Annotated in this window: 21 protein-coding genes and 1 pseudogene; 11 read left to right on the top strand and 11 right to left on the bottom strand. The window is 73.2% G+C overall.

Going from position 1 to position 26,355, the window contains the following annotated elements; genetic code table 11:
• Positions 1-142 precede the first annotated feature (142 nt).
• The 4 genes from msrB to ACYVOO_RS30095 form a co-directional block, all read right to left on the bottom strand.
• Positions 143-553, bottom strand: coding sequence for a peptide-methionine (R)-S-oxide reductase MsrB (gene msrB, locus ACYVOO_RS30110; RefSeq protein ID WP_461018877.1), 411 nt, complete (start codon positions 551-553; stop codon positions 143-145).
• Positions 554-644: 91 nt separating this feature from the next.
• Positions 645-2,060 (bottom strand): UDP-N-acetylmuramate--L-alanine ligase, encoded by a 1,416-nt coding sequence (murC, locus tag ACYVOO_RS30105; protein WP_461018876.1) that lies wholly within the window; start codon positions 2,058-2,060, stop codon positions 645-647.
• 186 nt (positions 2,061-2,246) lie between these two features.
• On the bottom strand, positions 2,247-2,723 hold the full coding sequence (locus tag ACYVOO_RS30100) for an indole-3-glycerol phosphate synthase (protein ID WP_461018875.1): 477 nt from the start codon (positions 2,721-2,723) through the stop codon (positions 2,247-2,249).
• Between the two features lie 129 nt (positions 2,724-2,852).
• Entirely contained in the window at positions 2,853-3,734 is an 882-nt protein-coding gene (locus tag ACYVOO_RS30095; protein WP_461018874.1) for a pyrimidine reductase family protein, read from the bottom strand.
• A 67-nt stretch (positions 3,735-3,801) separates the two neighbouring features.
• Between ACYVOO_RS30095 and zapE the strand changes: the two genes are divergently transcribed.
• Both zapE and ACYVOO_RS30085 read left to right on the top strand, forming a co-directional pair.
• Positions 3,802-4,923, top strand: coding sequence for a cell division protein ZapE (gene zapE, locus ACYVOO_RS30090; protein ID WP_461018873.1), 1,122 nt, complete (start codon positions 3,802-3,804; stop codon positions 4,921-4,923).
• Positions 4,924-5,101: 178 nt separating this feature from the next.
• Positions 5,102-6,502, top strand: a complete 1,401-nt coding sequence (locus ACYVOO_RS30085) for an alkaline phosphatase PhoX (protein WP_461018872.1) — start codon at positions 5,102-5,104, stop codon at positions 6,500-6,502.
• A gap of 133 nt (positions 6,503-6,635) precedes the next feature.
• Here the strand turns inward: ACYVOO_RS30085 and ACYVOO_RS30080 are convergent, their stop codons facing one another.
• Both ACYVOO_RS30080 and ACYVOO_RS30075 read right to left on the bottom strand, forming a co-directional pair.
• On the bottom strand, positions 6,636-7,304 hold the full coding sequence (locus ACYVOO_RS30080) for an ABC transporter (protein ID WP_461018936.1): 669 nt from the start codon (positions 7,302-7,304) through the stop codon (positions 6,636-6,638).
• Between the two features lie 8 nt (positions 7,305-7,312).
• The gene (locus ACYVOO_RS30075) at positions 7,313-8,287 is read right to left on the bottom strand and encodes an ATP-binding cassette domain-containing protein (protein WP_461018871.1); all 975 of its coding nucleotides are present in this window, start codon (positions 8,285-8,287) and stop codon (positions 7,313-7,315) included.
• A 120-nt stretch (positions 8,288-8,407) separates the two neighbouring features.
• On the opposite strand from ACYVOO_RS30075, the gene ACYVOO_RS30070 reads away from it, so the two are divergent.
• Positions 8,408-9,133, top strand: a complete 726-nt coding sequence (locus ACYVOO_RS30070) for a peptidyl-tRNA hydrolase (protein WP_461018935.1) — start codon at positions 8,408-8,410, stop codon at positions 9,131-9,133.
• A 60-nt stretch (positions 9,134-9,193) separates the two neighbouring features.
• Here the strand turns inward: ACYVOO_RS30070 and ACYVOO_RS30065 are convergent, their stop codons facing one another.
• Positions 9,194-9,559, bottom strand: a complete 366-nt coding sequence (locus ACYVOO_RS30065) for a darcynin family protein (RefSeq protein ID WP_461018870.1) — start codon at positions 9,557-9,559, stop codon at positions 9,194-9,196.
• Positions 9,560-9,621: 62 nt separating this feature from the next.
• Positions 9,622-10,515, bottom strand: a complete 894-nt coding sequence (locus ACYVOO_RS30060; RefSeq protein WP_461018869.1) for an NAD(P)H-binding protein — start codon at positions 10,513-10,515, stop codon at positions 9,622-9,624.
• Between the two features lie 112 nt (positions 10,516-10,627).
• On the opposite strand from ACYVOO_RS30060, the gene ACYVOO_RS30055 reads away from it, so the two are divergent.
• The 6 genes and pseudogenes from ACYVOO_RS30055 (at position 10,628) to ACYVOO_RS30030 (ending at position 20,112) form a co-directional block, all read left to right on the top strand.
• Entirely contained in the window at positions 10,628-11,575 is a 948-nt protein-coding gene (locus tag ACYVOO_RS30055; RefSeq protein WP_461018868.1) for a LysR family transcriptional regulator, read from the top strand.
• Positions 11,576-11,798: 223 nt separating this feature from the next.
• Positions 11,799-13,152: pseudogene (locus ACYVOO_RS30050) on the top strand (MbnB/TglH/ChrH family RiPP precursor modification enzyme).
• A 4-nt stretch (positions 13,153-13,156) separates the two neighbouring features.
• Positions 13,157-14,125 carry a TIGR04222 domain-containing membrane protein gene (locus ACYVOO_RS30045; protein WP_461018867.1) on the top strand — a complete coding sequence of 323 codons (969 nt, stop codon included), beginning with the start codon at positions 13,157-13,159 and terminating at the stop codon, positions 14,123-14,125.
• A 170-nt stretch (positions 14,126-14,295) separates the two neighbouring features.
• Positions 14,296-17,259 (top strand): glycoside hydrolase family 48 protein, encoded by a 2,964-nt coding sequence (locus ACYVOO_RS30040; RefSeq protein WP_461018866.1) that lies wholly within the window; start codon positions 14,296-14,298, stop codon positions 17,257-17,259.
• Between the two features lie 179 nt (positions 17,260-17,438).
• On the top strand, positions 17,439-18,269 hold the full coding sequence (locus ACYVOO_RS30035; protein WP_461018865.1) for a TIGR04222 domain-containing membrane protein: 831 nt from the start codon (positions 17,439-17,441) through the stop codon (positions 18,267-18,269).
• Between the two features lie 124 nt (positions 18,270-18,393).
• Positions 18,394-20,112, top strand: coding sequence for an alpha/beta hydrolase (locus ACYVOO_RS30030; RefSeq protein ID WP_461018864.1), 1,719 nt, complete (start codon positions 18,394-18,396; stop codon positions 20,110-20,112).
• A 58-nt stretch (positions 20,113-20,170) separates the two neighbouring features.
• Here the strand turns inward: ACYVOO_RS30030 and hemQ are convergent, their stop codons facing one another.
• Together hemQ and hemG are read right to left on the bottom strand one after the other, a co-directional pair.
• The gene (hemQ, locus tag ACYVOO_RS30025) at positions 20,171-20,887 is read right to left on the bottom strand and encodes a hydrogen peroxide-dependent heme synthase (protein WP_461018863.1); all 717 of its coding nucleotides are present in this window, start codon (positions 20,885-20,887) and stop codon (positions 20,171-20,173) included.
• Between the two features lie 4 nt (positions 20,888-20,891).
• Entirely contained in the window at positions 20,892-22,289 is a 1,398-nt protein-coding gene (hemG, locus tag ACYVOO_RS30020) for a protoporphyrinogen oxidase (protein WP_461018862.1), read from the bottom strand.
• Between the two features lie 220 nt (positions 22,290-22,509).
• On the opposite strand from hemG, the gene ACYVOO_RS30015 reads away from it, so the two are divergent.
• Positions 22,510-23,910 carry an FAD-dependent oxidoreductase gene (locus ACYVOO_RS30015; protein ID WP_461018861.1) on the top strand — a complete coding sequence of 467 codons (1,401 nt, stop codon included), beginning with the start codon at positions 22,510-22,512 and terminating at the stop codon, positions 23,908-23,910.
• A 53-nt stretch (positions 23,911-23,963) separates the two neighbouring features.
• Here ACYVOO_RS30015 and hemE read toward each other — a convergent pair whose 3' ends face one another.
• Positions 23,964-25,037, bottom strand: a complete 1,074-nt coding sequence (hemE, locus tag ACYVOO_RS30010; protein ID WP_461018860.1) for a uroporphyrinogen decarboxylase — start codon at positions 25,035-25,037, stop codon at positions 23,964-23,966.
• Positions 25,038-25,452: 415 nt separating this feature from the next.
• On the opposite strand from hemE, the gene ACYVOO_RS30005 reads away from it, so the two are divergent.
• On the top strand, positions 25,453-26,355 hold a 903-nt coding region (locus ACYVOO_RS30005), incomplete at its 3' end, for an RNA-guided endonuclease InsQ/TnpB family protein (RefSeq protein WP_461018859.1).

The raw sequence follows: 26,355 nt of genomic DNA, 5'->3' as shown, positions 1-26,355 counted from the left end.
ACTCCGATCAGCGCTCCGGCCAGCGACGGCCGCCCGCCTCCCCGGGCGGCCGTGGCACCGGCCGGGCCTCCTCGCGGGGGCCCGGCCGGTCCGGGCCCCGGCCGTCCGTCACCCGGCCGGGGCCCGTCCACCGTCTACGCGCTCAGTTCTTCTCGCCCGGCTCCAGCCGCAGCGAGATGGAGTTGATGCAGTACCGCTGGTCCGTCGGCGTCGGGTAGCCCTCGCCCTCGAAGACGTGCCCCAGGTGCGAGCCGCACCGCGCGCAGCGGACCTCGGTGCGGACCATGCCGAGGGACCGGTCCGAGATCAGCTCGACGGCGTCGGAGTCGGCCGGGTCGTAGAAGCTGGGCCAGCCGCAGTGCGACTCGAACTTCTCGGCCGAGCGGAACAGCTCGGCGCCACAGGCGCGGCAGTTGTAGACGCCCGTGGTCTTGGTGTCCGTGTACTCACCGGTGAAGGGGCGCTCGGTGCCCGCCTCGCGCAGGACGTGGTACTCCTCCGGGGACAGCTCCTCGCGCCACTGCTCCTCGGGCTTGTCGATGTCGTAGGCCATGGCCTCGCTCCTCACGGCTCGCTGCTCGGTTCGACGGGTACGGGGTACGGGTTCGACGGGTACGGCACGGGGACGGTGCCGAACCCCGGGTTCAGCGGGTGAGCCGGGCGAGGATCTCGGGGCCCAGCTCGGTGACGTCTCCCGCCCCCATGGTGAGAACGAGATCACCGGGCCGTGCCATTCCGGCGACCGCCTCGGAGGCCGCCGCACGGTCCGTGACGTACCGCACGTCGGCGCCCGCCTCCCGTGCCGCGTCGATGATCAGCTCGCTGGTCACGCCCGGGATCGGGTCCTCGCGGGCCGGGTAGATGTCGAGCACGGCGGAGGCGTCGGCCAGGGCGAGAGCCTGGCCCATCTCGGTGCCCAGCTCCTGGGTCCGGCTGAAGAGGTGCGGCTGGAAGAGAACGAGGACGCGCCCCTCGCCCGCGCCGCCGCGGATGGCCTCGAGGTCGGCGGTCATCTCGGTGGGGTGGTGCGCGTAGGAGTCGATCACCTGGACGCCGTTCGCCTCGCCCTTGAGCTGGAGGCGGCGCTTGACGCCCGTGTACGTGCCCAGGGCCTTGGCCAGCTCCTCGGCGGGCACGTCCATGGCGGCGCCCGCCGTGAGGGCCGCGACCGCGTTGTGCGCGTAGTGGCTGCCGGGCACGGAGACGGCGAAGGCCAGCTCCCCGCCGCCCGCGAGCCGCACCGTGACCTCGCTGGTCAGGCCGTGCGGGGTGACGTCCAGGACGCGGACGTCGGCGTCCTCGGCCGCGCCGTAGGTGAGCACGCGCGGGCCGCCGCCGGACGCGCGGACCCGGCGCGTCAGCTCGCGCGCGCCCTCGTGGTCTGCGGAGATGACGAGGGTGCCGCCCTCGTGCACCCGGCCGACGAAGGTCTCGAAGGACTCGTAGATCTCGTCCATCGACGCGTAGTTGGCGTGGTGGTCCAGCTCCACGTTGAGGATGATGGCGACCTCGGGCGCGTACTTGTGGAAGCTGCGGTCGCTCTCGTCCGCCTCGGCGACGAAGATCTCGCCGGTGCCGTGGTGCGCGTTGGAGCCGGGCTCGTCCAGATCGCCGCCGATGGCGTACGAGGGGTCGAGGCCCAGCGCGCGGAGGCTCACGGCGAGCATCGACGTCGTGGTCGTCTTGCCGTGGGTGCCCGCGACGGCCAGCGGCCTGCGCCCGTCCATGAGCGAGGCCAGCGCGTCCGAGCGGTGCACGACGGGGATGCCGCGCCCGGCCGCCTCCGCCAGCTCCGGGTTGTCCTCGCGGATGGCGCTGGAGACGACGACCGAGGTGGCGTCGGACGCGAGGTGCGCCGCGGCGTGCCCGATGTGCACGGTCACGCCCAGCTCGCGGAGCGCTGCCGCCGTCGCGGACTCCTTGGCGTCGCTGCCCGCTACCCGGGCGCCGCGCTGCGCGAGGATCTTGGCGATGCCCGACATGCCCGCGCCGCCGATGCCGATGAAGTGCGGCCGTTCCATGGCCGGGGGGACGGTCGGAAGGGACGGGGCGACTGCCATGCGGGGGCTCCAGATATTCGAACTCAACCGGTGCGCGACGGGCCGCGTACGCGCGCCGCCCAGCCTATGCGGTGCGCGGGGCCCACCGGCGTACGGGCAGCGGCCCGGCGCCCCCGTGCGGCCCCCCGTGCCGTGCCCGGCCACCACGCGGCCACCGTCCGGCCGACGGTACGCGTCCGGACGCGCTCAGTCCTCCGCGTCGGTGTGCGCGAAGAGCTTCAGCACGGGCACGCCCACCTTGTGCCGCGCCCGGGAGGCCCAGTCGCGGTGGAAGAACTCCTCCACCAGATGCGGAGCCGTCAGCACGATGACCTCGTCGGCGTGCGTGCTCTCCACGACAGACGTCAGCAGATCGAGCGGGTGCTCCTCGATGATCTGTCCGATCGCCTCGGCGCCGGTGCCTCTGAGCCGCTTGAGCGAGAACTCCAGCGCCCGCGCAGCGGGCCCCAGCGCCTCGCCGCCCTCCGGCTCGTCGGCCTCGCGCACGGCGTCCTCCAGCTCGCCGAGCGCGACGTCGTCCAGGGCACGCAGCAGCCGGTCCTGGTCACCGCGTGGCTGCATCAGCACGATGAACGAGATGTGCTCGTCCCCGTGCAGGGTCGTGACCAGCTCCACGTCGTCCGACACCAGCGGCTTCTCGATCATCAATACGGTCGTGAACACGGCGGGTGCCCTTCTTCCACGCGGGGCCCGTGACCCCGACAGAAACCATCCAGCCCCGTGTTCGCACGGGACCTGCGCCTGTCAGTCTGCCCACACAAGCCTAAGCGGAACGTGTCATTCCGCCGATTGTCAGATCCGACGGTAACGGGTGAACAGGAACCCGTCCTCCTCCAGCACCCCCTCCAAACGGAAGTCCGAGGGCACCGCCAGCCCCGGCCCGTTCACGATCCGGGGAGCGTCGCCCGAGGTCAGGCGCGGCGCGACCGTCAGACACAGCTCGTCCAGCGCGTCGGCCGCCACGAACTGGCCGAGCAGCCTCGGGCCGCCCTCCGTGAGCTGTCGCCGCAGCCCCCGCTCCGCCAGCGCGACGGGTACCCGCGCGGGTTCGACCCAGGCGCCCTCACCGGCGAAGACCACCTCGGCTCCCGCCTCGCGCGCCGCCGCGATCCGGTCGGACGGCGCTCCCGCCCCTGTGACCACCAGCGTCGGCACCAGCGGCTCGGTGAACAGCGGCAGCGAGAAGTCCAGATCGAGGCCCGCGCTGACCACGGCGATGGCCGGGGCCGGGCCCTGCCCGGCCGCCTCGCGCCGCGCCGCGAACGCCTCCCGGGCACGCGCCGGGCGGTACCCCTCCTGCCGTACGGTCTGGGCGCCGACCACGACCACGTCGGCCAGACCGCGCAGCACCCCGAAGATCCGCATGTCGGCGTCGGAGGACAGCGGCTGCGAGCGGCCCTCGTGATACGCCGCGCCGTCCAGCGAGGCGACCATGTTGGCGCGCAGCCACGAGGTGCCGGGGTGGGCGGAGTGCACGGGGTACGCGGGGTGGCCGTCGCGCCCCGCGTCCTGGCCCTGGACGGGGTAGGCGTACGCATCGGCCAGCTCGTCGACGCTCCAGCGGCTCTGGTCCTCCTGAGGCGAGGAGGCGGCACCGGCATCAGTGCCTGGAGCGGCCTGCGGAGCGGTCTCGGGCGCGGAGCCGTGCGGGAGGGAAGGGAACAGACGTCGCATACGCCGCAGTGTGGCACGGCCCACTGACGGAGCCCCGTGCGCCAGTGGGCCGTTTAGCATAAGAACCGTGTCGACCTCCCCCTCCCCGATATCCGAAGCCTCCGGGACCACCCCTCTCTCGCTGTGCGCACGCGAGCCGCACGTGCCCGCCGACCGGCTCGTCGCCGAGATGGTCCCGCCGCCGCGCTTCGGCGACGCCCGCTTCTCGACGTACATCCCGGACCCGGACCAGCCCAGCCAGAGCGAGGCCGTGCGGATCCTGAGCGCCTTCGCCGAGGGGCTGGGCGGCGCCTCGCGCGCGGGTGAGGGGAAGGGAGCCAGTGGAGGCAAGGGTGCCAAGGGGGGCGGGCTCTCCCGGCTGTTCCGGCGCGAGCCGAGGTCCGCGGCGCCCGCGGGCCCGCGCGGCGTCTACCTCGACGGCGGCTACGGCGTGGGCAAGACCCACCTCCTCGCCTCCCTCTGGCACGCCACCCCCGCGCCCCCCGAGCTGAAGGCGTTCGGCACGTTCGTCGAGCTGACCAACCTCGTCGGCGCCCTCGGCTTCCAGCAGACCGTGCGGACGCTCAGCGGTCACCGGCTGCTGTGCATCGACGAGTTCGAGCTGGACGACCCCGGCGACACCGTCCTGGTCTCCAGCCTCCTGAGCCGCCTCGTGGACGAGGGCGTCGCGCTTGCCGCGACCTCCAACACCCTCCCCGGCAAGCTCGGCGAGGGACGGTTCGCCGCCGCCGACTTCCTGCGCGAGATCCAGGGGCTCTCGGCCCACTTCCGCGCGCTGCGCATCGACGGCGAGGACTACCGGCACCGAGGGCTGCCCGAGGCCCCGGCGCCGCGCACGGACGACGAGGTCACGCGGGCCGCGCACCGCACGCCCGGCGCCTCCCTCGACGCCTTCCCCGCCCTCCTCGACCACCTCTCGAAGGTCCACCCGAGCCGCTACGGCGCGCTGACGGACGGCCTCGGCGCCGTCTGCCTCACCGGGGTCGGCCCTGTGCCGGACCAGTCGACGGCGCTGCGGCTCGTCGTCCTCGCGGACCGGCTGTACGACAGGGAGGTGCCGGTGCTGGCCTCGGGCGTGCCCTTCGACCAGCTCTTCAGCGAGGAGATGCTCAAGGGCGGCTACCGGAAGAAGTACTTCCGTGCCATCTCCCGGCTGACCGCGCTGGCCCGGGACGCCAAGGGACTCTGACGGCTTCGCCGCGCCGACCGGGAACGCGAGCCAGACGCGCGAGCCAGACGCGCGAGCCAGACGCGCGAGCCAGACGCGCGTAGATTTCCCCGTGTTCGGGCTAGTGTCGGGGCCGCCGTCCGCGTGGTACACACACCTGGTCACCTGTCCGCCAACAGGGAACCCAGGGAGCTGCCTTATGGGCACGACGCGACGTGAAGTGCTGGCCAGATCGGGCGTGTTGGGAGCGGGCATCGCCTTCTCCGGCGCCGTTTCGGAACTCTTCGCGGGCACCGCCGCCGCGCAGGGCACCGGGGGAAGCGCGGGCTACGGGCCCCTGATACCCGACCCGAAGGGCATACTCGACCTCCCCAGGGGGTTCCGCTACAAGATCCTCTCCCGCGAGGGCGAACCGCTGCGCTCCGGAGAGGGCAAGGTGCCGGGGCACGCCGACGGCATGCACGCGTTCCGGTCCGGCGGCCACGGCCACGGCCACGACCGGGGGCACAGGGACGACTCCGTCTGGCTCGTGCGCAACCACGAGAACCGCATGGACGCCAAGGCCCCCGTCCCCACCGTCCCCGGGCTCACCTACGACCCGGCGGCCAAGGGCGGCTGCACCGTGCTGGAGGTCGACCGCCGTGCCCGTGTCCTCCAGGAACGCGTCGGCATCGCGGGCACGTCCACCAACTGCGCGGGCGGCCCCAGCCCGTGGGACACCTGGCTGACCTGCGAGGAGACCGAGTTCAAGGCCGGTGAAGCGGGCCACACCAAGGACCACGGCTTCATCTTCGAGGTGGGCTTCGACAAGCGCAGGCCCACCTCCGTCGAACCGCTGACCGCGATGGGCCGCTTCCAGCACGAGGCCGTGGCCTTCGACCCGCGTACGGGCGCGGTGTACGAGACGGAGGACGCCTTCGAGCGGCCGTTCGGCCTCTTCTACCGCTTCCTCCCCAAGAAGCCCAAGGGCGGCTACGGTTCGCTGCACGCGGGCGGCACGCTCCAGGCGATGCGCGTGCCCGGGGTGCCGGATCTGTCGGTCGTCCAGGAGACCGGCAAGAGCTTCGACGGCATCGAGTGGATCGAGGTCCCCGACCCGCTCGCCAAGGAAACCCCCATCCGCTTCCAGGACTTCGGCAAGGGCGGCATCACCCACGCGCAGAAGCTGGAGGGCTGCTACTGGGGCGGGTCCTGCGTCTACTTCGTCTCCAGCTTCGCGAAGAGCGCGGACGGCTCGCAGGCCGACCACTACGGGCAGATATGGCGCTACGACCCGAAGCGGAACCGGCTCACCCTGGTGATCGTGTTCGGGCCCGACACGGACCTCCAACTGCCGGGCGAGGAGCCCGACAACATCTGCCTCGCGCCGAGCGGCGGCCTGATGGTCTGCGAGGACGGCGAGGGCGCGCAGCACGTGTACGGGCTGACGCGGGGCGGGGAGGTGTACGCGCTCGCGCGCAACCGTCAGAACGTCGGTACGCCGGAGGAGCCGGCCTGGGGCGAGTTCGCCGGTGTCACCTTCTCGCCCGACGGCGCGACGATGTACGTCAACGTCTACGACCCCGGCACGACCTTCGCCATCACGGGCCCCTGGCACTGAGCACTGCGCGCTGAGCACCGCCTCCTTCGCGGGGCACGGTCCCTTCGCGGGACCACACCGGCGCGGGACGCACGGTGCCCACTTCTCGGGCCCGGCGTCCCGCGCCGCTCCCTCGTCTCCCCGACGACGCGGGCTACGTACGGCGTGACGCCAGCACGCACGCGGCCCACACCGCGAGCGCCAGCACGCCGACGGAGGCCGCGAAGGGGATCAAGGGCATGTGCACCGTCCCGCTGCGCGACCCGGTGACGAGCCCGTCGACGGCCGCGTTCGCGGGCGAGCCGCCCACCACGAGCACCATCAGCGCGGCGAGCAGCATCGACGGCACGGCCACCCCGGTGCTCCGCAGCACGGGCCGTCCGCACAGCGTCCCGATGGCCGTCCCGAGCAGCGCGCAGACGAGCGCCGCGAGGAGCCCGGCCAGTGCGGCGGGCGCTACGGGGACGTCGGTCAGCCGGTTCGTGCTGTGCGGGTCGCTGATCGCGGCGGCGACGGCCGTTCCGGCCGCCGCCAGCAGGGACGCGGCGCCCAGCGCCGTCAGCACGCTCGCGAGGTGGACGCGCCAGGGCCCGGCCGCAGCGCCGGCGCAGTGCCGCGCCGCAGGGGGTTCGCCGGTCACACAGATCCGTACCAGCCAGGCGGCGGCGGGCAGGATCGCGGCGGCCGCGAGGCCGAGCGAGTCGAGAAGCGGCTGGCCCGGCTGGACGCCGACGGCCAGGAGAGCCGCGTACAGGAGGACGGGCGGCAGCCAGCGCTGGGAGCGGACGAGCAGCGCGGTCTGGTAGCCGATCAGCGCGGGCAGCGGGCGGCTCATCGCGGGCCGCTCTCTTCCCGCGCCGGAGCAGGTCCCGGGTCCGGGCCCGGAGCCGGGTCCGGGTCGTGTGCCCGGTCCGGGTCGTGTGCCCGGTCCGGGACCGGGCCGTATGCGGGGTCGCGCAGCGCGCTGACGGAGCGGATGTGCCAGGGCGGCCTGGCGTCGAGCAGGGCACGCAGCAGCGCGTCGGAGTAGGCGGCTGGCGCCGTCAGCAGGACGGTGCCGTCGGGGCCCGTGCCGAGGACCGGGCGTCCTGGCAGCTCCCCCGGCGGCCGGGCGCCGGGCGGCCCCTCCACCTCGATCCGCACCCGCGCCCCGGCCTCCGCGCCCGGCGAGGCCACCCCGGGAACGGGGCCGGAACCGGGGTCGGGGACGACCCGCCCGTCGGCCACCCTGTACGCGCCGTCCTGCGCCCCGGCGAGCCGCCGCGCGTCGTGGTCGACGAAGACGACGGTGCCGCCGTCGGCGACCCGTTCGGCGACGGCGCGGTCGAGCACGCCGCGCGCCTCGGGGTCGAGCCCCGTCCACGCCTCGTCGAGCACGAGCAGCCCAGGGCCGGCGAGCAGCGCCTGCGCGACGGCCACCTTCTGGCTGGTGCCCTTGGAGAGCGCGGACATGGCGGTGCGCGCGTACTCCCCCGCGCCGAAGCGCTCCAGCCACTCCCGCGCGCTCCGTGCCGCCGGTGCGCGGCGCAGCCCGTGCACGCGTCCCATGTGGGTGAGGTAGCCGAGCGCGGTCAGCGGCAGCGCGGCGGGGAACCGCTCCGGGACGTACGCGGTGCGCGGGCGGCCCGAGACGCTGCCCGTCGTGGGCGCGTCGATCCCGGCGAGGAGCCGCAGCAGCGTGGACTTGCCACTGCCGTTGGCGCCGTGGACGCGGAGCAACGCGCGTTCGGGGAGGTCGAGATCGACGCCGCTCAGCACCCAGGGCCCCGCCACCCCGTACCGTCGGCCCACTCCGCGCAGTCTCATGGCGCAGAACCGTAACGGAAGCGCCCGGTGAGGGGCTGGCAGACTGGACACGTGAACGCAGCGCACACGTCCGGGACCGGTCCCTCCTCCTCCGCTACGGGCGACGGCCCGCCGCCCCGCCTGTCCCGTCCGCCCCGCCCGGTCCGTCCCCCGGAGGACGACGAGGGCGGGCCCACGCGCTACGTACTGCCGCTCGTCGTCCGCATCGAGCGGGCCGAGCCACCCGCGCGCACCGACGCGCTGGAGACGGCGTCCCGCGCGGTGCTGACGCTGCTCGCCGACGAGCGCACCACGGCGGACGACGGCGAGTGGGCGAAGCCCGTACGGCTGTGGGAGGAGCGCGGGATCCGCAAGGTGGTGCGGCGGGCGCGCGGCGCGGAGTGGCGGCGCGCCGAGGCGCTGCCGGGGCTCACGGTGACGGGGCGCACGGCGCAGGTGCGCGTCTTCCCGCCCGTACCGCTGGACGACTGGCCCAAGGACCTCGCGCGCCTCCAGGTCTCGGGCACGGACCTGTCCGACCCCGAGCCGCCCGCGGCACCCGCAGACGGGCTGCCGGTGCTGTGGCTGAACCCGGAGCTGGAGATGTCGGCGGGCAAGGCCATGGCGCAGGCGGCGCACGGGGCGCAGCTCGCCTGGTGGGAGCTGGACGGCACGGCCCGCGCGCGCTGGCGGGACGCGGGCTTCGCGCTCGCCGCCCGTACGGCCGGGGCTGAGCACTGGGCGCAACTCGCTGCGGACGGCGGCGGGCTGCCGGTGGTCCATGACGCGGGGCTCACGGAGATCGCGCCGGGGAAGACCGTCGCGGTCGACGGCGTGGCCCGCATCGCCTCCCTCCCTCCGCGCTGACGGCGGCGACGGCGACGGCGACGGGCGGGCCACACCGGCGTACCCGGTGGAGCGGGTGCGTCAGGTGGTGACGGTGGCGACGGGCTCGAAGCCGTAGGTACGGGCGTAGCCGTTCTCGGTGCCGACGAGGAGGTCGACGACGTCGAAGTAGCGGTCCCAGAACGGGGTTTCGCGCAGCGCGTCGATCAGGAGCTGGTACGCCTCGTGGTCGTCGGCCTCCCAGACCCAGACATCGGTGACGCGGGTGGAGTAGAACTCCGTGTCGTAGAAGCGCGACCGGACGCCGGTGGTTTTGGCCTTGATCGCGGGGACGATCTCGGTGGCGAAGGCGTCCATCCGTTCGCGCGGGGTCATGGCGAGCCACTCGGGCCGGGTCTTGATGAGCATGAACGCGGTGACGGGCGGGGCGGTTTCCTCAGTGGGCATGACGGATTCCTCCGGTGTGGTGGGCAGTCGTGGTGCGTGGTGCGGTGAGCGTTGGCGCGCCGTCAGGAGAGGACGGCGGGCTTGAGGGTCCGGGCGCACCACTCCTCGAAGGTGGTGGGGGTGGCGGTGTCCGGGGTACGGACGACGCCCGCGTCGAGGCCCGCGTCCTTGGCCCGCTTCATGTCGACGACGCCTTGGACGAACGCCTCGTCGAGCCCGTATCCGACGAGACCGGCGCGCAGTTCGTCGAGCGACTGGCGTTCGTAGCGGACGGGCCGGCCCAGTTGCCCGGTGATGATGCGGGCCAGGTCGTTGGGCGACAGGTCCTGCGGCCCGAGCACCGGGACGCTGCCGCTGCCGCTCCACGAGCGGTCCAGCAGCAGGCCCTCGGCGACGGCCGCTATGTCGGCGACGGCGACGAGAGGAGCCTTGCGGTCGGCTTCGGCTGCCTCGGTGAAGACGCCCTTCTCGCGGATCGACCCGGCCTCCTCCAGAAGGTTCTCGAAGAAGGACGGGCAGGCCAGGGCCCGGTACGCGACGCCGGTTCCGGCGATCAGGTCGTCCATGGCGAGAGACGCGGTGACGAGCCCCGCGCGGTCCGCGAGCTGAGTGCCGCGGCCGAGCGCGGAGACGCCGACGACATGGCCCACGCCGTGTGCTGCGAGGGCCTTCGCGGCGGGTCCTGTGAAGCCGCTGTAGGCGTCCTCCGGGGTGAGGGAGGCGTCCGGGGGGACGAGCCAGAACACGGCGTCGGCGCCGTCGAAGGCGCGGTCGACGACCGAGGCGTCGCCGTGCGAGCCGACGACCACCTCGACGTACTCGCGTACCGCGCCGGGCAGCCGCGCCGGATCGCGCACGACGACGCGCAGCCGCTCACCGTGCGCCGGTGCGGACTCCAGGAGCCGGGACAGCAGATGGCCGCCGATGTTCCCGGTGGGAGCAGTGATGACGATCATGGAAACCTCATGAGTCGTGCCGGATGGAACGGTTCCCATCCTGTGGAGAGCCGCCGTGTTGCCACAATGGGAACCTCAGCACGGAATCATTGCCTGGAATGGAATTACGCCGATGAGCAGCAGTCCAGCGTCCGTCACCGACGCCAATCTCGCCGTCGCGCTGGACGCTCTGCTGACCGAGCAGAGCGTCACCCGCGCCGCAGCGCGTCTGCACACGTCACCCGCCGCCATGAGCCGCACCCTCGCCCGCCTCCGGCGCGTACTCCAGGACCCCCTCCTGGTCCGGGCCGGTCAGACCATGGTCCCGACCCCGCGCGCCGAGGCCCTGCGCGACGAGGCGGCAGCGGTGGTGCGCGGCCTCGCGGCGCTGCTCAGCCCCGGCGCCGGTGTGGACCCCGCAGCGCTGCGCGGCACCTTCACCCTCCAGACCGCCGACCTGCTCGGCGCTGCACTCGCCCCCGGACTGCTGCGGCTGGCCCGGCAGGAGGCGCCGGGGGTCGCGCTGCGGTTCAGGGCCGAGGAGTGGGAGGCGGGGCCCGCCCTGCGCGACGGCCGGATCGACCTGGAGATCGGCTCCATCGACCACGTCGACCCCGAGACGCAGGTCGAGGAACTGCTCCACCTCCGGATGGCCGCTGCCGTCAGACCAGGCCACCCGCTCACCGAAGGCGACCTGACCCCGGACCGGCTCGCCGCCGCCGAGCACGTCGTGGTGAGCCGCCGCGGCCGGTTCACCGGCCCCCTGGACACCGCGCTGGCCGAGCGGAACCTCCGGCGACGGGTGACGGTCGTCCTGCCCAGCCACCTGGCCGCGATGGCACTCGCAGCCCGCAGCGACGTCGTCTGCCTCCTCCCCACCGCACCCCCGGGCGCCGCCCCAGCGCCCACCCCGCTCACCGACACCGCGACCACCACGTTCGGCCTGCGTCTCCTCGACATCCCCCTGCCCCTGCCGCCGCTGACCATCGGCATGGCCTGGCACCCTCGCCAGGCGGCCGACGGAGGCCACCACTGGCTCCGCGACGCCGTCCGCAGGACGCTGCTCGCCCCCGGAGAGTGACCGTCCGCAAGGGGGTCTTCGGGCCCGTCGCCCCCTAGCTCAGATTTCGCTCTGAACCAGCCGCGCACGGGATTCGTCCCCGTAGGTACGTGGCAGGAGCACCCACACAGCACGCGGAAGCGGGCGGCACGGACACGGGGACACGGGGACGCACGGAGAGGGAACGCGCGTGGAAGACATATCACCGGGCGGTGGCAGGGGCGGGGGCTCGGGTCCGGAGCCCGTGGCGGTTCCCGGACTGGGCACGGGCATCGGGTGGCGTCCGGAGATCGCCGAGGGCATCGAGGCGCTGCCCGGCATCGACTGGGTGGAGGTCGTCGCGGAGAACCTCTGCCCCGGCCACCTCCCCGACTCGCTGGAGCGGCTGCGCGCCCGTGGCACCACGGTCGTGCCGCACGGGGTCTCGCTGGGCCTCGGCGGCGCCGAACGCCCCGACCCAGGAAGGCTCGTGGCCCTCGCCGAGCGCGCCGAGGCACTGGAATCGCCGCTGGTCACCGAGCACATCGCGTTCGTGAGGGCCGGAGGCCCGCTGACGGGCACGCCCCGCATGGAGGCGGGGCATCTGCTGCCGGTGCCGCGCACGCGGGACGCGCTAGACGTGCTGTGCGAGAACGTCCGCATCGCCCAGGACGCGCTGCCCGTCCCCCTCGCCCTGGAGAACATCGCGGCGCTCGTCAACTGGCCCGGCGAGGAGATGACGGAGGGCAGGTTCCTGGCCGAGCTGGTGGAGCGCACGGGGGTGCGGCTGCTCATCGACGTCGCCAACCTGCACACCAACCGCGTCAACCGCGGCGAGGACCCGGCCGCCGCGCTGGACGAGCTGCCGCTCGAAGCGCTGGCCTACGTCCATGTCGCGGGCGGCGTCGAGCGCGACGGCGTCTGGCACGACAGCCACGCGCACCCGGTCTCCCAGCCGGTGCTGGACGTGCTGGCCGAGCTGTGCGCGCGCACCCGGCCGCCCGGTGTGCTGCTGGAGCGGGACGAGGACTTCCCGCCCGTCGACGAGCTGGCGGGCGAACTCGACGCGATACGCGCGGTGCTGGGGCACAGCGCGCCAACACCAACGTCAACGGCCGTGCGCGACGAGGAGGCCCAGCATGTCTGAGCACCGCACCGGACAGCCGGACGCACCGGCACCGGCGGCCGAAGGCGGCGCCCCCGACCCCGTCGCGGACGCGCGCGAGCGCCTGGCGCACGCCCAGCACGGGCTGCTGGCCGCCCTCGTCTCCGGTGCCCCCGCGCCGGAGGGATTCGACGAGGAGCGGCTGGCCGTGCAGACCCGCGCGCTGACCGCCAAGCGCGCCGACGTCATCGCCAAGGTCGCCCCCGAACTGCCGCGCATCCTGGGCGAGAAGGAGTACAGGGCCGCGTTCGTCGCCTACGCGCGGGGCCGCCCCATGACCGGCGGCTACCGCAGGGACGCGCTGGACTTCGCCGAGGAACTGCTGCGCGGCACGCACCCCCTCGACGCGAACGTCCGGCGGCACGTCCACCGCTGGTGGCGCGAGCGCTCGGGTCCCGCTCCGCTCCCCCGGGGGCGGCTGCGCAGGGCCCTGCGCGCACTGAGGGGACGGTGAGCCCGTGCTGGCACAAGAAGCACTGCCCGTCCTCGCCCTGCTCCTCCTCGTCGGCAGCGTGATCTTCCTGGCTGTCTGCGCCGTGGCCACCACGTCGAACGCGCCCCCCGTCACGGGCGGTCCTGGCGACCTGCTGGAGGCCGCCTTCCTCGCGGGCGGGCCCGGGCGGGTGGCCGACACGGTCGTGTGCACCATGCGCGAGGACGGCCGCGTCGCGATCGACGGGGCCGACCGCCTGCACGTCGTGCGGCCCGTCTCGCACGCCCCCGTCGAGGGCGAACTGCTGGCGCTGTGCGGCCCGGAGTGGTCGCGTCCGCTGGGTGAGCTGCGCGCGGCGCTGATGCGGTCGGCGTCCGTCCAGACGGCCGGTGACGCGCTGGCCGCGCGGGGCCTGCTCTGGCGGCCCGAGCAGCGCGCGACGTGGCGGATCGCGGGCCGGGTGAACGTGGCGGCGTTCTTCTTCGCCGTGCTGTCCTTCCTGGCGCCGCTCTTCCTCGGCGACGGCGGCGCCCCCTCCGGCGCGGCGTTCGCCCTGCCGCCCGTGGCCATGCTGAGCCTCGCCGCCGGCCGCGCGCTGGCGCCGTCGCGCAGCCGCCTCACCCGCGCGGGCCGCCGTGCGCTGCGGACGCTGCGCCGTCAGAACCCGTGGGCGTACGGGCACGGCGGCACGGCCACGGGCGCTTCCCTGCTGGCCGTGGGCGGGCTCCTGGCGCTGCCCGACACGGAGCTGCGCACGCGTCTGCGCGACGCGGCCCGCGCGTCCGGCGCCGTCCTCTCCGGCAAGGGTGCGGGCGGGGGCGCGTCCTTCGCCGCCGACAGCTCCGGCGGGGCCTCCTGGTGCGGCTCCTCGGGCGGAGGCGGCGGTGGCGGTGGCTGCGGCGGCTCGGGCTGCGGGGGTTCCGGCGGCGGTGGCTGTGGCGGAGGCGGCGGTGGGGGCGGCTGCGGTGGCGGGGGCGGAAGCAGCGGGGGCTGACTCCCGGCACGGCGCGAGGCACCCCTCCCCACGGCCGCGTTCGCCGTAGGGGGTGCGCACCCCCTTGACACCTTTTGACTCCTCATCGACTTTGGGAGCGCTCCCACTGGTCAATGTTTTGCGCTCCGACAGCACCCCCGTCCCCAGAGCCGCATGAAGGGATCCACAGCATGCGTACAAGACGCAAACGGAGAAGACGGTTACTGATCGCTCTGCTCGCCGCCTTCTCGTTCCCCCTGACCATGGTCGCCACGGCGTCCCCGTCGGCGCAGGCAGCGGCCGTACGGTGCAGCGTCGACTACAAGACCAACGACTGGGGGAGCGGCTTCTCGGCAGAGGTCACCCTCACCAACCGGGGCACCGAGGCGCTCGACGGCTGGAGCCTGTCCTACGGCTACGCGGGCAACCAGAAGCTCAGCAACGGCTGGAACGCGGACTGGTCGCAGTCGGGCAAGACGGTCACCGCCAAGAGCCTCTCCTACAACAGCAAGGTCGCCCCCGGCGCCGCCGTGTCAGCGGGTGCCAACTTCAGCTACAGCGGCACCAACGCGGCACCCACCGCCTACTCCGTCAACGGCACCACCTGCACGGGCAGCCATCAGGCGCCGATCACCGTGCTGACCAGCCCGAAGCCCGGCGCGGTCTTCACCGCGGGCGACACCGTCCCGATGGCGGCCACCGCCGCGGCGGCGGACGGCGCGACGGTCACCAAGGTGGAGTTCTACGACGACGCCAAGCTGCTCGGCACCGACACGAGCGCCCCGTACACCTTCGACTACGAGGACGCTCCGGCCGGTGACCGCTCGCTCTACGCGAAGGCGTACGACAGCGAGGGCGCGTCAGCGGAGTCCACGCCGGTCGGCATCCTGGTCGCCCAGGGGCCCGCGGTCGTCGCCTCCCCGGCGCAGCTCGCGGTCCCCCAGGGCAAGTCCGCCACATTCGACGTGAAGCTCTCCACCCAGCCGTCGAGCACGGTGACCGCGACGGTCGCCCGGACGGCGGGCAACACGGGGCTGTCCATCACGTCCGGCGGCACCCTCACCTTCACCCCGTCGAACTGGAACACGGCCCAGAAGGTGACCGTGTCGGCCGACAGCTCGGGCACCGGTTCCGCGACCTTCGCGGTGACCGCTCCGGGGCACGCCAAGGCCGAGGTCACCGCGACCCAGCTGGCCGACGCCTCGGAGTACGACGAGCGCTTCCTCGACCTGTACGGGAAGATCACCAACCCGGCGAACGGCTACTTCTCGCCGGAGGGCGTCCCGTACCACTCCGTCGAGACGCTGATCGTCGAGGCGCCCGACCACGGCCACGAGACGACGTCGGAGGCGTACAGCTATCTGATCTGGCTCCAGGCCATGTACGGCAAGATCAGCGGTGACTGGACGAAGTTCAACGGCGCCTGGGAGACCATGGAGAAGTACATGATCCCCACCCACGCCGACCAGCCCACCAACTCCTTCTACAACCCCTCGAAACCGGCCACCTACGCGCCCGAGTGGGACCTGCCCTCGCAGTACCCGTCCCAGTTGGACACCGGTGTCTCCGTGGGCAGCGACCCGATCGCGGGCGAGCTGAAGAGCGCGTACGGCACGGACGACATCTACGGCATGCACTGGCTCCAGGACGTCGACAACGTCTACGGCTACGGCAACTCGCCCGGCAAGTGCTCCGCCGGCCCCTCGGACACCGCGCCCTCCTACATCAACACGTTCCAGCGCGGCCCGCAGGAGTCCGTGTGGGAGACCGTGCCGCAGCCGACCTGCGACGACTTCGAGTTCGGCGGCACGAACGGCTACCTGGACCTGTTCACCAAGGACGCCTCGTACGCCAAGCAGTGGAAGTACACCAACGCCCCCGACGCCGACGCCCGCGCCGTGCAGGCCGCCTACTGGGCGGACCTGTGGGCCAAGGAGCAGGGCAAGGGCTCCGAGGTCGCCTCGACGGTCGGCAAGGCCGCCAAGATGGGCGACTACCTGCGGTACGCGATGTACGACAAGTACTTCAAGAAGGTGGGCAACTGCGTCGGTCCCAGCACCTGCCCCGCGGGCAGCGGCAAGAACAGCTCGCACTACCTGCTCTCCTGGTACTACGCGTGGGGCGGCGCCACCGACACCTCCGCCGGGTGGGCCTGGCGCATCGGGTCCAGCCACGCGCACGGCGGCTACCAGAACCCGATGGCGGCCTGGGCACTGAGCGAGTACGCCGCGCTCAAACCCAAGTCGGCGACCGGGCAGCAGGACTGGGCGACCAGCCTCGACCGGCAACTGGAGTTCTACCGCTGGCTCCAGGCCGAGGAGGGCGGCATCGCGGGCGGCGCGACCAACAGCTGGCAGGGCCGCCATGCCACCCCGCCGTCGGGTACGCCCACGTTCTACGGCATGTACTACGACGAGAAGCCCGTCTACCACGACCCGCCGTCCAACCAGTGGTTCGGCTTCCAGGCGTGGTCGATGGAGCGGGTCGCGGAGCTGTACCACGAGACGGGCAACGCGGACGCGAAGGCCGTGCTCGACAAATGGGTGGACTGGGCGCTGTCCGAGACGACCATCAACCCGGACGGCACCTACCAGGTCCCGTCCACCCTGCGGTGGTCCGGCGCCCCGGACACCTGGAACGCGAGCAGCCCGGGTGACAACTCGGACCTGCACGTCGACGTCGTCGACTACACCAACGACGTGGGCGTGACCGCGGCGTACGCCAAGACCCTCGCGTACTACGCGGCCGAGGCCGGGGACACCGAGGCCGCCGAGACGGCCAAGGACCTGCTCGACGGCATGTGGGACCACCACCAGGACGGGCTGGGCATCGCGGTGCCCGAGACGCGCGCGGACTACAACCGCTTCGACGACTCCGTGTACGTCCCGTCCGGCTGGACAGGCGACATGCCGAACGGCGACCCGATCAACTCCTCCTCCACGTTCAGCTCGATCCGTTCCTTCTACGAGGACGACCCAGCCTGGCCGAAGATCGAGGAGTACCTGGCGGGCGGCGCGGCACCGAGCTTCACGTACCACCGGTTCTGGGCGCAGGCGGACATCGCGCTCGCCATGGGCTCGTACGCCGAGCTGTTCGAGACCGGCGCCGCGCAGAAGGCCGGGAAGGGGGCGACATCATCCGCACGGCGCGAGTGAACCGGCGCCCCGCCGACGGCGGTGACTGACCGCCGACGGCGGTGACTGAACGAGCCGCCCGCGACGCGGCAGGACGGGCTCCCCGCACGGGGGCCCGTCCGGCCGCGCTCGCGCACCTCCCGCATGAGGATTCGGGACGGACCATGGCGCTCGCCCGCGTCCGCCGATAGAACTCCCTCATGTGGGTGCCCCTGCTTCTCGCCGCCTGGGCAGCCGCCATCGTGACCTGCGTACGGCTGTGCCGGGTCTCGATGGCCGCCGCCGAAGCCCCGGAGGAACCCGAGGGCGCCGCGAGCGGCCCCCTCACCCTGTACGAGGCCGCCTACCTGGCGGGCGGCCCCCACCGCGTCGCCGATCTCGCGCTCGTCGCCATGGCACGGCAGCGCCGCCTGCTGCTCGCGCACACGGGGTGGGCGACCGTGCTCGATCCGGTGGGCCGTGACGAGGTCGAGCGCTCGCTGATCACGGTCATCGGCGGCCCCGGCGGCCAGTCCCCGATACCGGCGGTGCGCGCGGCGCTGGCCGCAGCCGACGCCGTACGGGCGCTCGCCGAGCGGCTCGCCGCCGCCGGACTCGCTGTGCCCGAGGCCGTCCGCGCCGCCATCACCACGGCGACCCGGCAGGTACGGGCCGCCTCCGTGCTGGTGCTGGCCGCGGGCACCGTCGCGGAGCTGCTGGCCGGAACCGTCGCCTCCGGCACCGGCGCGGCCCACGCGGGCGAGCGGGAGAGCGTCGCACCCTGGTTCGTGCTGCCGCTGCTGCTCACGCTGGGCGCGCTGGCCATCGCGCGCATCGAGGTCCACCCGTACACGCGCTGGGCCTCATCCGCCGGAGCGTGCCGCCTGCGCGAGATCGCCCACGCGGCGGGCGCCGCCGAAGGGCCCGGCGCCGGGAGCGACGGCGACCCCACCACCCTCATGACGCTCGCCCTCAAGGGCCCCTCCGCGCTCACGGAGCCGTCGATGCGTGCGGCACTCGGCGGTGCGCGGTCGCCGCTTCGGGGGCATTAGCCCGACACCGCCCATAGGTCCTTTACTTCGCCAACTGCCGCACTGAGCATGCCCTTTATTCCGGCATCCCGGCCATTCCGGTTCCCCCCACCCCCATCCCCCCCACGAAGGACGAGGACACTCAGTGCGCGTAGCTGCGATCCACGGCATGGTCGTCGGCGGCGTCCTGGCCCTGACGGCGGCCTCCGTCGCTCCGGCCACCGCCTCCCCGGCCCCGCCCTCACCCGAGGGCGCACCCGGTGCCTCCGGCGCCTCCGATGCGCCCGGCGGCCTCCCCGGCACGCTTTCCGGCACGCTCGACGACGTCCTCTCCGGCGTACGGGCCGGACCCGAGGCGCGAGGAGCGGCGAAGGCGGCCAGGGCGGCGGCCTCGGCCGGGGTCGACTGGAAGAAGTGCCCGCCCGTCGAGAAGCTGCCCGCGCCCGTGCGGTGCGGCACCGTCTCCGTGCCCGTGGACTACGCGGAGCCCGACGGCGAGAAGATCAAGCTCACCGTGAGCCGCACCGCCGCCACCGGCCCGAAGGGCAAGCGCCAGGGCCCGCTGCTCTACAACCCGGGCGGCCCCGGCGGCAGCGGCATGACCTTCCCCCTCTTCGGGGCCGGGATCGGCGGGGTGTGGAAGAAGCTTCACGAGAGCTACGACTTCGTGGGCTACGCGCCGCGCGGCGTCGGGCGCTCCGCCCCCCTCTCCTGCCAGGACCCGAAGAAGTTCACGAAGGGCCCGTCGGACTCGCCGCTTCACCCCTCCGCCGCGTACAAGCGGAAGATGCGCGGGAAGGCCGCCGCGTACGCCTCGGGCTGCGCCAGGGCGCAGGGCGACCGGCTGCGCCACTACACGACGCCCGACAACGCCCGCGACCTCGACGTCGTACGCGCCGCGCTCGGCGCGAAGAAGCTCAACTTCTTCGGCGTCTCCTACGGCACCTACATCGGCTCCGTCTACGCCACGCTCTTCCCCTCCCACGTGCGCCGTCTCGTCCTGGACAGCGTGGTGGACCCGCGCGCTGAGAAGGTCTGGTACCGCGCGAACCTGGAGCAGAACCCGGCCTTCGAGCGGCGCTGGAACGACTGGAAGAAGTGGGTCGCCTCGCACCACTCCGTCTACAAGCTCGGCAAGAGCCCGCGCGCGGTGCAGCGCGCCTACGACGCCGTGCGCGACGCCGCCGACCGCTCTCCCCTGGGCGCCCGTATCGGCTCGAAGGAGCTGTACGAGGCGTATCTGGACGTCGGCTACGACGACAGCGTCTGGGCCGGACAGGCCTCGGCGCTGTCCGCGTTCCGCAAGGGGAGGCCGAAGGAGCTGCTGACGCTCGCGTCCTCCTCGTCGGACAAGGAGGCGGCGGTCGAGGAGGAGAACGGCAACGCGGTCTACAACGCCGTCCAGTGCTCGGACGCGGCCTGGCCGCGCGACTGGTCACGCTGGGACCGCGACAACACGGCGCTCGCCCGCAAGGCCCCGTTCAACACCTGGGAGAACGCCTGGATGAACCTGCCGTGCGCGTACTGGAGGAGCGCGCACGCGCGCCCGCTCGACGTCCGCACCGCGCCCGGCGAGCTGCCGCCCGTGCTGCTGCTGGCGGCGACGCGGGACGCGGCGACCCCGTACGGAGGGGCCCAGGAGACCCACCGGCGGCTCGCCGGTTCCTCCCTGGTGACCGAGCGGGGCGCCGGGACCCACGGGGTCACCGGGGGCAACAAGTGCGCGGACGCGCATCTGCGGACGTATCTGCTGGAGGGCAAGACCCCGGGCGACGGCGCCGAGTGCGCCGGGCGGCCCGCGCCGGAGCCCGTGGCGGGCGCGAAGGCCGCGAAGAGGACACGCGCTGGCTCACCGGAGAAGTAGCCCCCGTCCGGCCGTACGCACGGGGGACGGTGCTCGCCGTCCCCCGCACGGGCGGCCGTCAGGCCAGGCCCGCGACCAGTTCCGCGAGGGGCTTGCGGCGCCCGGTGTAGAAGGGCACCTCCTCGCGCACGTGCAGCCGCGCCTCGGAGCCGCGCAGGTGCCGCATGAGGTCGACGATGCGGTACAGCTCGTCCGCCTCGAAGGCGAGGATCCACTCGTAGTCGCCGAGCGAGAACGCGGGCACCGTGTTGGCCCGTACGTCGGGGAAGCCGCGGGCCATCTTGCCGTGGTCGGCGAGCATGCGGCGGCGGTCCTCGTCGGGCAGCAGGTACCAGTCGTAGGAGCGCACGAAGGGGTAGACGCTCACATACGCGCGGGGCTCCTCGTCGGCGAGGAAGGCCGGGATGTGCGACTTGTTGAACTCGGCCGGGCGGTGCAGGGCCATGTTCGACCAGACCGGCTCCAGCGCGCGGCCCAGCCTGGTGCGGCGGAAGCGGTTGTAGGCGTCCTGGAGCGCCTCGGAGGTCTCCGAGTGCCACCAGATCATGACGTCGGCGTCGGCGCGCAGCCCCGAGACGTCGTAGGTGCCGCGTACGGTGACGTCCTTCGCGGCGAGCTGGGCGAACAGTTCCTCGACCTCGTCCGCGTACCCCGCGCGGTCCTCGGGCAGCACGTCGCGCAGCCGGAAGACCGACCACAGGGTGTAGCGGATGACCTCGTTGAGGTCCTTGGCCTTCTTGCCCGCGTTGGCGGTCTTCTCCGGTACAGCAGTCATGGCCCTATTCTCGCTCGCCCGCCCCGACGGCCGACGCGAGGGTCTCCTCCGCGGCGCGGGCACCGCTCGCCGCGCACGCGGGGATGCCGACGCCGTCGTAAGCGGCGCCGCACACCGTCACACCGGGGGCGTCCGCCAGCCCCGCGCGCACACGCGCCACGCGCTCGGGGTGGCCGACGGGGTACTGCGGCAGGCCGCCGTCCCAGCGGGTCACCTTCGCGTCCACGGGCCGGGCCGTCAGGCCGATCGCGGACTCCAGGTCCCGCAGCGAGATGTCCGTCAGCTCGGCGTCGTCGCGCTTGAGGATCTCCTCCTCGCCGAACCTGCCCACCGAGGTACGCAGCACGAACAGCTCCGGGTCCTGGCGCGCGACCCAGCCCCACTTGTTGGCGGAGAACGTGGCCGCCTTGATGCTCCGCCCGTCCACAGGCGGCACCAGGAACCCGCTGCCCTCGGGCACGCGCGCCAGGTCGCGGCGGCGGAAGGCCATGGTGACCAGGGCCATGGAGGCGTAGTCGACGGCCGTCAGCTCGCGCGCCGCCGCGGGCGCCTCGTCGGCCAGCAGCCGTCCCGCGACGGGCGCGGGCACGGCGACGACCACGGCGTCCGCGGTGAGCGCCGGGCCCTGTTCGGGGACGACGGTCCAGCCCTCGCCCGTGCGGCGCAGCGCCCGTACGGGGGTGTGCGTACGCAGTTCGGCGCCCGCGGCGCGGCAGGCGTCGGCGACGGCGCCGGGCAGCCGCCCGATGCCGCCCTGGACGCCCATGAACACGGGTCCCGTGGCGGCGTGGGCCGCGGCCCGCTCCTGGATGCCGCGCACCCCGGCGAGCAGCGAGCGTTCGGCGCGCGCCGCCTCGTAGAGCTGGGGGACGGCGGCGCGCATGGAGATGCGGTAGGCGTCGCCCGCGTAGACGCCGCCGAGCAGCGGTTCGACGAGCCGGTCGACGACCTCGGGCCCGAGCCGCTCGGCCACGTAGGCGCCGACGGCGGCGTCGTCGCCGACCTCGGTGCGTGGTGCATCGGCGTCCTCCGCGATGCGGGCGAGGCCCTCGCGGGACAGCAGTCCTTCGAGCGCCGACGGGTCGCCGGGCACGCCCATGACATGGCCCTTGGGCATCGGGCGCAGGGCGCCACGGGACCAGATCGCGGCGCTCGCCGTGGTGGGCGGCTCCAGCTCGTCGCCGAGCCCGGCGGCGCGGGCGAGCGCGACGCCCTCGGGGCGCCGCGCGAGCATCGACTCGGCGCCCAGATCGACGGCGGCGGTTCCGGCGATGTCGCCGGTCAGCAGCTTGCCGCCGAAGCGCGCCGACGCCTCCAGCACGGTCACCCCGGCCCCGCCGTCGAGCAGCCGCTGGGCCGCGGCCAGCCCGGAGATCCCGCCGCCGATCACGATCACACGCATGAGTCCACTGTCCCAGAACGCGCTGTGGCGCCGGACCCCGGCCCGCGCGCGTCGGTGCGCATAGCGTTTGAGCGGCGGCGTACGGGCGTACGGGCGTACGGGACGGGTGACGCGAGGTCGGCGGCGCGGGAATGGGTACGGCGGCAGGCAGCTTTGGTACCGGTACGGACGGACGGACGGACGGCTGCGGCGAGGCAGCACGGCGAAGGGAGCGGAAACCATGGCGGCGCGACGGATGGTGGTCATCGGCGGTGACGCGGCGGGCATGTCGGCGGCCTCTCAGGCACGCAGGCTCAAGGGCCGGGAGGAGCTGGACATCGTCGCGTTCGAGCGCGGGGGTTTCGCCTCGTACTCCGCGTGCGGCATCCCCTACTGGGTCGGCGGCGACGTCGAGGGCCCGGACGATCTGATCGCGCGCACCCCCGAGCAGCACCGCGAACGCGGCATCCACCTGCGGATGTTCACTGAGGTGACGGCGATCGACACGGAGGGGCAGCGGGTGCGCACCCGCGACCTCGTCGACAGCGGCGGCGGCGAGTCCTGGACGGAGTACGACGACCTCGTCATCGCCACCGGGGCCCGCCCCGTGCGGCCCCCGCTGCCCGGCATCGACGCGCCGGGCGTGCACGGGGTGCAGACACTGGAGGACGGGCAGGCCCTGCTGGACACGCTGAAGAAGAACGAGGACGCCGGTTCCGGACAGCGGGCCGTGGTCGTCGGCGCGGGCTACATCGGCGTGGAGATGGCCGAGGCACTGGTGCGCCGCGGCTACCACGTCACCGTCCTCGACCAGGCCGAGCAGCCCATGTCCACGCTCGACCCCGACATGGGCGCGCTGGTCCACGAGGCCATGTGCGGCCTCGGCATCGAGACGGTGACCGGCACGGCCGTGACCGGCGTCCGCACCGGCGACGACGGCCGGGCCCGCGCGGTGCTCACCGACGACGCGGAGTACCCGGCGGACGTGGTCGTGCTCGGCCTCGGCGTCCGGCCAGAGACCACCCTCGCGCGCGACGCCGGGCTGCCGCTGGGCGACTCCGGAGGTCTGCTGACCGACCTGGCGATGCGGGTGCGCGGCCACGAGAACATCTGGGCGGGCGGCGACTGCGTGGAGGTGCTCGACCTGGTCTCGGGCCGCACCCGGCACATCGCGCTGGGCACGCACGCGAACAAGCACGGGCAGGTCATCGGCGCCAACGTGGGCGGCGGCTACGCCACCTTCCCCGGTGTCGTGGGCACCGCGGTGAGCAAGGTGTGCGATCTGGAGATCGCCCGTACGGGGCTGCTGGAGAAGCAGGCGTCGGCCGTGGGGCTGCGGTTCGTCACGGTGACGACGGAGTCGACCAGCCGCGCGGGCTACTTCCCCGGTGCACGCGCGATGCGGGTGAAGATGCTCGCCGAGCGGGAGACGGGGCGGCTGCTGGGCACCCAGATCGTCGGCCGCGAGGGCGCGGGCAAGCGCGTGGACATCGCCGCCGTCGCGCTGACGGCGCGCATGACCGTCGGCCAGATGACGGCGCTCGACCTGGGCTACGCGCCGCCCTTCTCGCCCGTCTGGGACCCGGTCCTGGTCGCGGCGCGCAAGGCGGCAGCAGCGGTCCGCGAGGCGGGGAGCGCGTAGACGGCGGGTCCCGGGCGGGTCAGCGCGTCGGCGTCAGCGCACGCGTGTCCGCGTCAGCGCGCCGACCGCTCGTGGACGTAGGAGACGAGCCGGGTCAGCGCCTCGGGGTCGGTGTCGGGCAGCACCCCGTGGCCGAGGTTGAAGATGTGCCCCTCCAGCCCCTTCGCCGCGTCCAGTACGCGGTCGGCCTGCGTCTCGACGGCCTCGCGGGGCGCGAAGAGGACGGCGGGGTCGAGGTTGCCCTGGACCGCCTTGCCCGGACCGATCCTGCGGGCCGCCTCGTCGAGCGGCACACGCCAGTCGGCGCCGACCACGTCGGCGCCCGCCTCGCCCATGAGGCCGAGCAGTTCGCCGGTGCCGACGCCGAAGTGGATGCGCGGCACGCCGTACGGCGCGACCGCGTCGAAGACCTTCGCCGAGGCGGGGCGCACCGAGCGGACGTAGTCGGCGGGCGACAGGGCGCCCACCCAGGAGTCGAAGAGCTGGACCGCCGAGGCGCCCGCCTCGATCTGCACCTTGAGGAAGGCGGCCGTGATGCCGGCCAGCCGGTCCAGGAGATCGGCCCACAGCTCCGGGTCGCCGTACATCAGCGCCTTGGTGTGCTCGTGGTTGCGCGAGGGCCCGCCCTCGACCAGGTAGCTGGCCAGCGTGAAGGGGGCGCCCGCGAAGCCGATGAGGGGGGTGCCGCCCAGCTCGGCTGTGAGCATGCGCACGGCCTCGGTGACGTACGAGACGTCGCCGGGCTCCAGCGGCCGCAGCCGCTCCAGATCGGCGCGCGTACGGATCGGCCGCTCGACGACGGGCCCCACGCCCGGCTTGATGTCCAGCTCGACGCCGATCGCCTTGAGGGGGACGACGATGTCGCTGAAGTAGATCGCGGCGTCCACGCCGTGGCGGCGCACGGGCTGGAGGGTGATCTCCGTGACGAGGTCGGGGCGCATGCAGGAGTCCAGCATGCCGATGCCCTCGCGCAGCTTCCGGTACTCGGGCAGTGAGCGCCCGGCCTGCCGCATGAACCACACCGGGGTGTGCGGCACCGGCTCGCGGCGGCACGCCCTCAGGAAGGCGGAGTCCTTCAGGTCCTCAGGATTGCTCGGCTGGCCCGTGGGGCGGTCGTTGGCACTCACGCCCAAAAGTCTCGCACGCACCGGGGCACGCCCTTGGCGACGCTTTGTCGGCGAAACCCGTGCGAGGGGGCGTGCGGGAACCCGTGCGGGGAGGCGGCCGTCAACCAACACACCTGCCGCCGACGCCCCTTACTGGGGCTCTTGCAGAAGACCCCGGCGTTCACACCGGGGATGAATGCATCTCAAGACTGCTCTGAAGTGCACCTTAGAGGGGACGTTCTTGCTGCTTGCCGCGCTGACGGATGATCGCCAACGGTGCTGCCGTATGACGCGGAGAGTGGGAGGGCGGTCACAGGTGCCTGCGGTGAGGGGCATGGTTGATCACTGAGTGCGCATACATCGCCGAAGCCACGTGTCTGCCGCGCTTGTGGTGGCTTTATGCGTCTATGACGTGACGGTGAGTAGGGTCGGGCTTGTGCAGCTTCGTTACAACTATCGGGCTTACCCGGATGCCGCCCAGTGCCGTGCGCTGGCCAGAGCGTTCGGGTGTGCTCGTGTGGTGTGGAACGACTGTCTGCGTGACCGGAGGGAAGCGCATGCGGCGGGGTTGCCGTATATGACGTCGGCCGAGCTGTCGCGGCTGCGTATCACCCAGGCCAAACGCACCGAGGAACGCGCCTGGCTCGCCGAGGTCTCGGCAGTTGTCCTGCAACAGTCCCTGCGGGACCTGGATACGGCCTACAAGAACTTCTTCGACTCACTGAAGGGCAAGCGGCCCGGCCGCAAGGCCGGTCCGCCCCGCTACAAGTCGAAGAAGGACACCCGGCAGTCCATTCGCCTCAACGCCAACGCCTTCTCCCTCCAGGAGAACGGCAGGGTGTATGTGGCCAAGGTCGGCGACCTCAAGATCAGGTGGTCGCGTCGGCTTCCGGCGACCCCGACTTCGGTGACCGTCACCAAGGACAGTGCGGGCCGGTACTTCCTCAGTTTCGTCGTGGAGACCGAGCCGGACATCCTCCCCCAGGCGGAGGCGGAGGCCGGTATCGACCTGGGCTTGTCCGCCTTCGCCGTCCTCTCCGACGGCTCCCGGATCGCCAGCCCCCGTTTCCTGCGCCGGGCGGAGAAGAAGCTCAAGCGTCTTCAGCGGGAGCTGTCCCGCAAGGCGAAGGGGTCGAAGAACCGGGCCAAGGCCCGGAGCAAGGTCGCGCGCCAGCACGCCCGCGTGGCGGACCGGCGCCGGGACTGGCACCACAAGGCATCCACGCAGATCATCCGCGAGAACCAAGCGGTGTATGTGGAAGACCTCGCGGTGACCGGTCTCGCCCGCACCCGGCTGGCCAAGTCCGTGCACGACGCGGGATGGTCCGCGTTCACCGGC

Source organism: Streptomyces daliensis (assembly GCF_054782395.1).
Note: the sequence above shows the minus strand (reverse complement) of the source record. Positions and strands in the feature narration are given on the sequence as shown.

What these genes read in the sequence shown, in the direction of transcription:
- ACYVOO_RS30065 (WP_461018870.1), bottom strand. Translation starts at nt 9,559, where the DNA reads ATGCCCACTGAGGAAACCGCCCCGCCCGTCACCGCGTTCATGCTCATC.
- msrB (WP_461018877.1), bottom strand. Translation starts at nt 553, where the DNA reads ATGGCCTACGACATCGACAAGCCCGAGGAGCAGTGGCGCGAGGAGCTG.
- ACYVOO_RS30015 (WP_461018861.1), top strand. Translation starts at nt 22,510, where the DNA reads ATGGCGGCGCGACGGATGGTGGTCATCGGCGGTGACGCGGCGGGCATG.
- ACYVOO_RS30085 (WP_461018872.1), top strand. Translation starts at nt 5,102, where the DNA reads ATGGGCACGACGCGACGTGAAGTGCTGGCCAGATCGGGCGTGTTGGGA.
- murC (WP_461018876.1), bottom strand. Translation starts at nt 2,060, where the DNA reads ATGGCAGTCGCCCCGTCCCTTCCGACCGTCCCCCCGGCCATGGAACGG.
- ACYVOO_RS30055 (WP_461018868.1), top strand. Translation starts at nt 10,628, where the DNA reads ATGAGCAGCAGTCCAGCGTCCGTCACCGACGCCAATCTCGCCGTCGCG.
- ACYVOO_RS30035 (WP_461018865.1), top strand. Translation starts at nt 17,439, where the DNA reads ATGTGGGTGCCCCTGCTTCTCGCCGCCTGGGCAGCCGCCATCGTGACC.
- hemQ (WP_461018863.1), bottom strand. Translation starts at nt 20,887, where the DNA reads ATGACTGCTGTACCGGAGAAGACCGCCAACGCGGGCAAGAAGGCCAAG.
- hemG (WP_461018862.1), bottom strand. Translation starts at nt 22,289, where the DNA reads ATGCGTGTGATCGTGATCGGCGGCGGGATCTCCGGGCTGGCCGCGGCC.
- ACYVOO_RS30060 (WP_461018869.1), bottom strand. Translation starts at nt 10,515, where the DNA reads ATGATCGTCATCACTGCTCCCACCGGGAACATCGGCGGCCATCTGCTG.
- ACYVOO_RS30040 (WP_461018866.1), top strand. Translation starts at nt 14,296, where the DNA reads ATGCGTACAAGACGCAAACGGAGAAGACGGTTACTGATCGCTCTGCTC.
- ACYVOO_RS30075 (WP_461018871.1), bottom strand. Translation starts at nt 8,287, where the DNA reads ATGAGACTGCGCGGAGTGGGCCGACGGTACGGGGTGGCGGGGCCCTGG.
- ACYVOO_RS30095 (WP_461018874.1), bottom strand. Translation starts at nt 3,734, where the DNA reads ATGCGACGTCTGTTCCCTTCCCTCCCGCACGGCTCCGCGCCCGAGACC.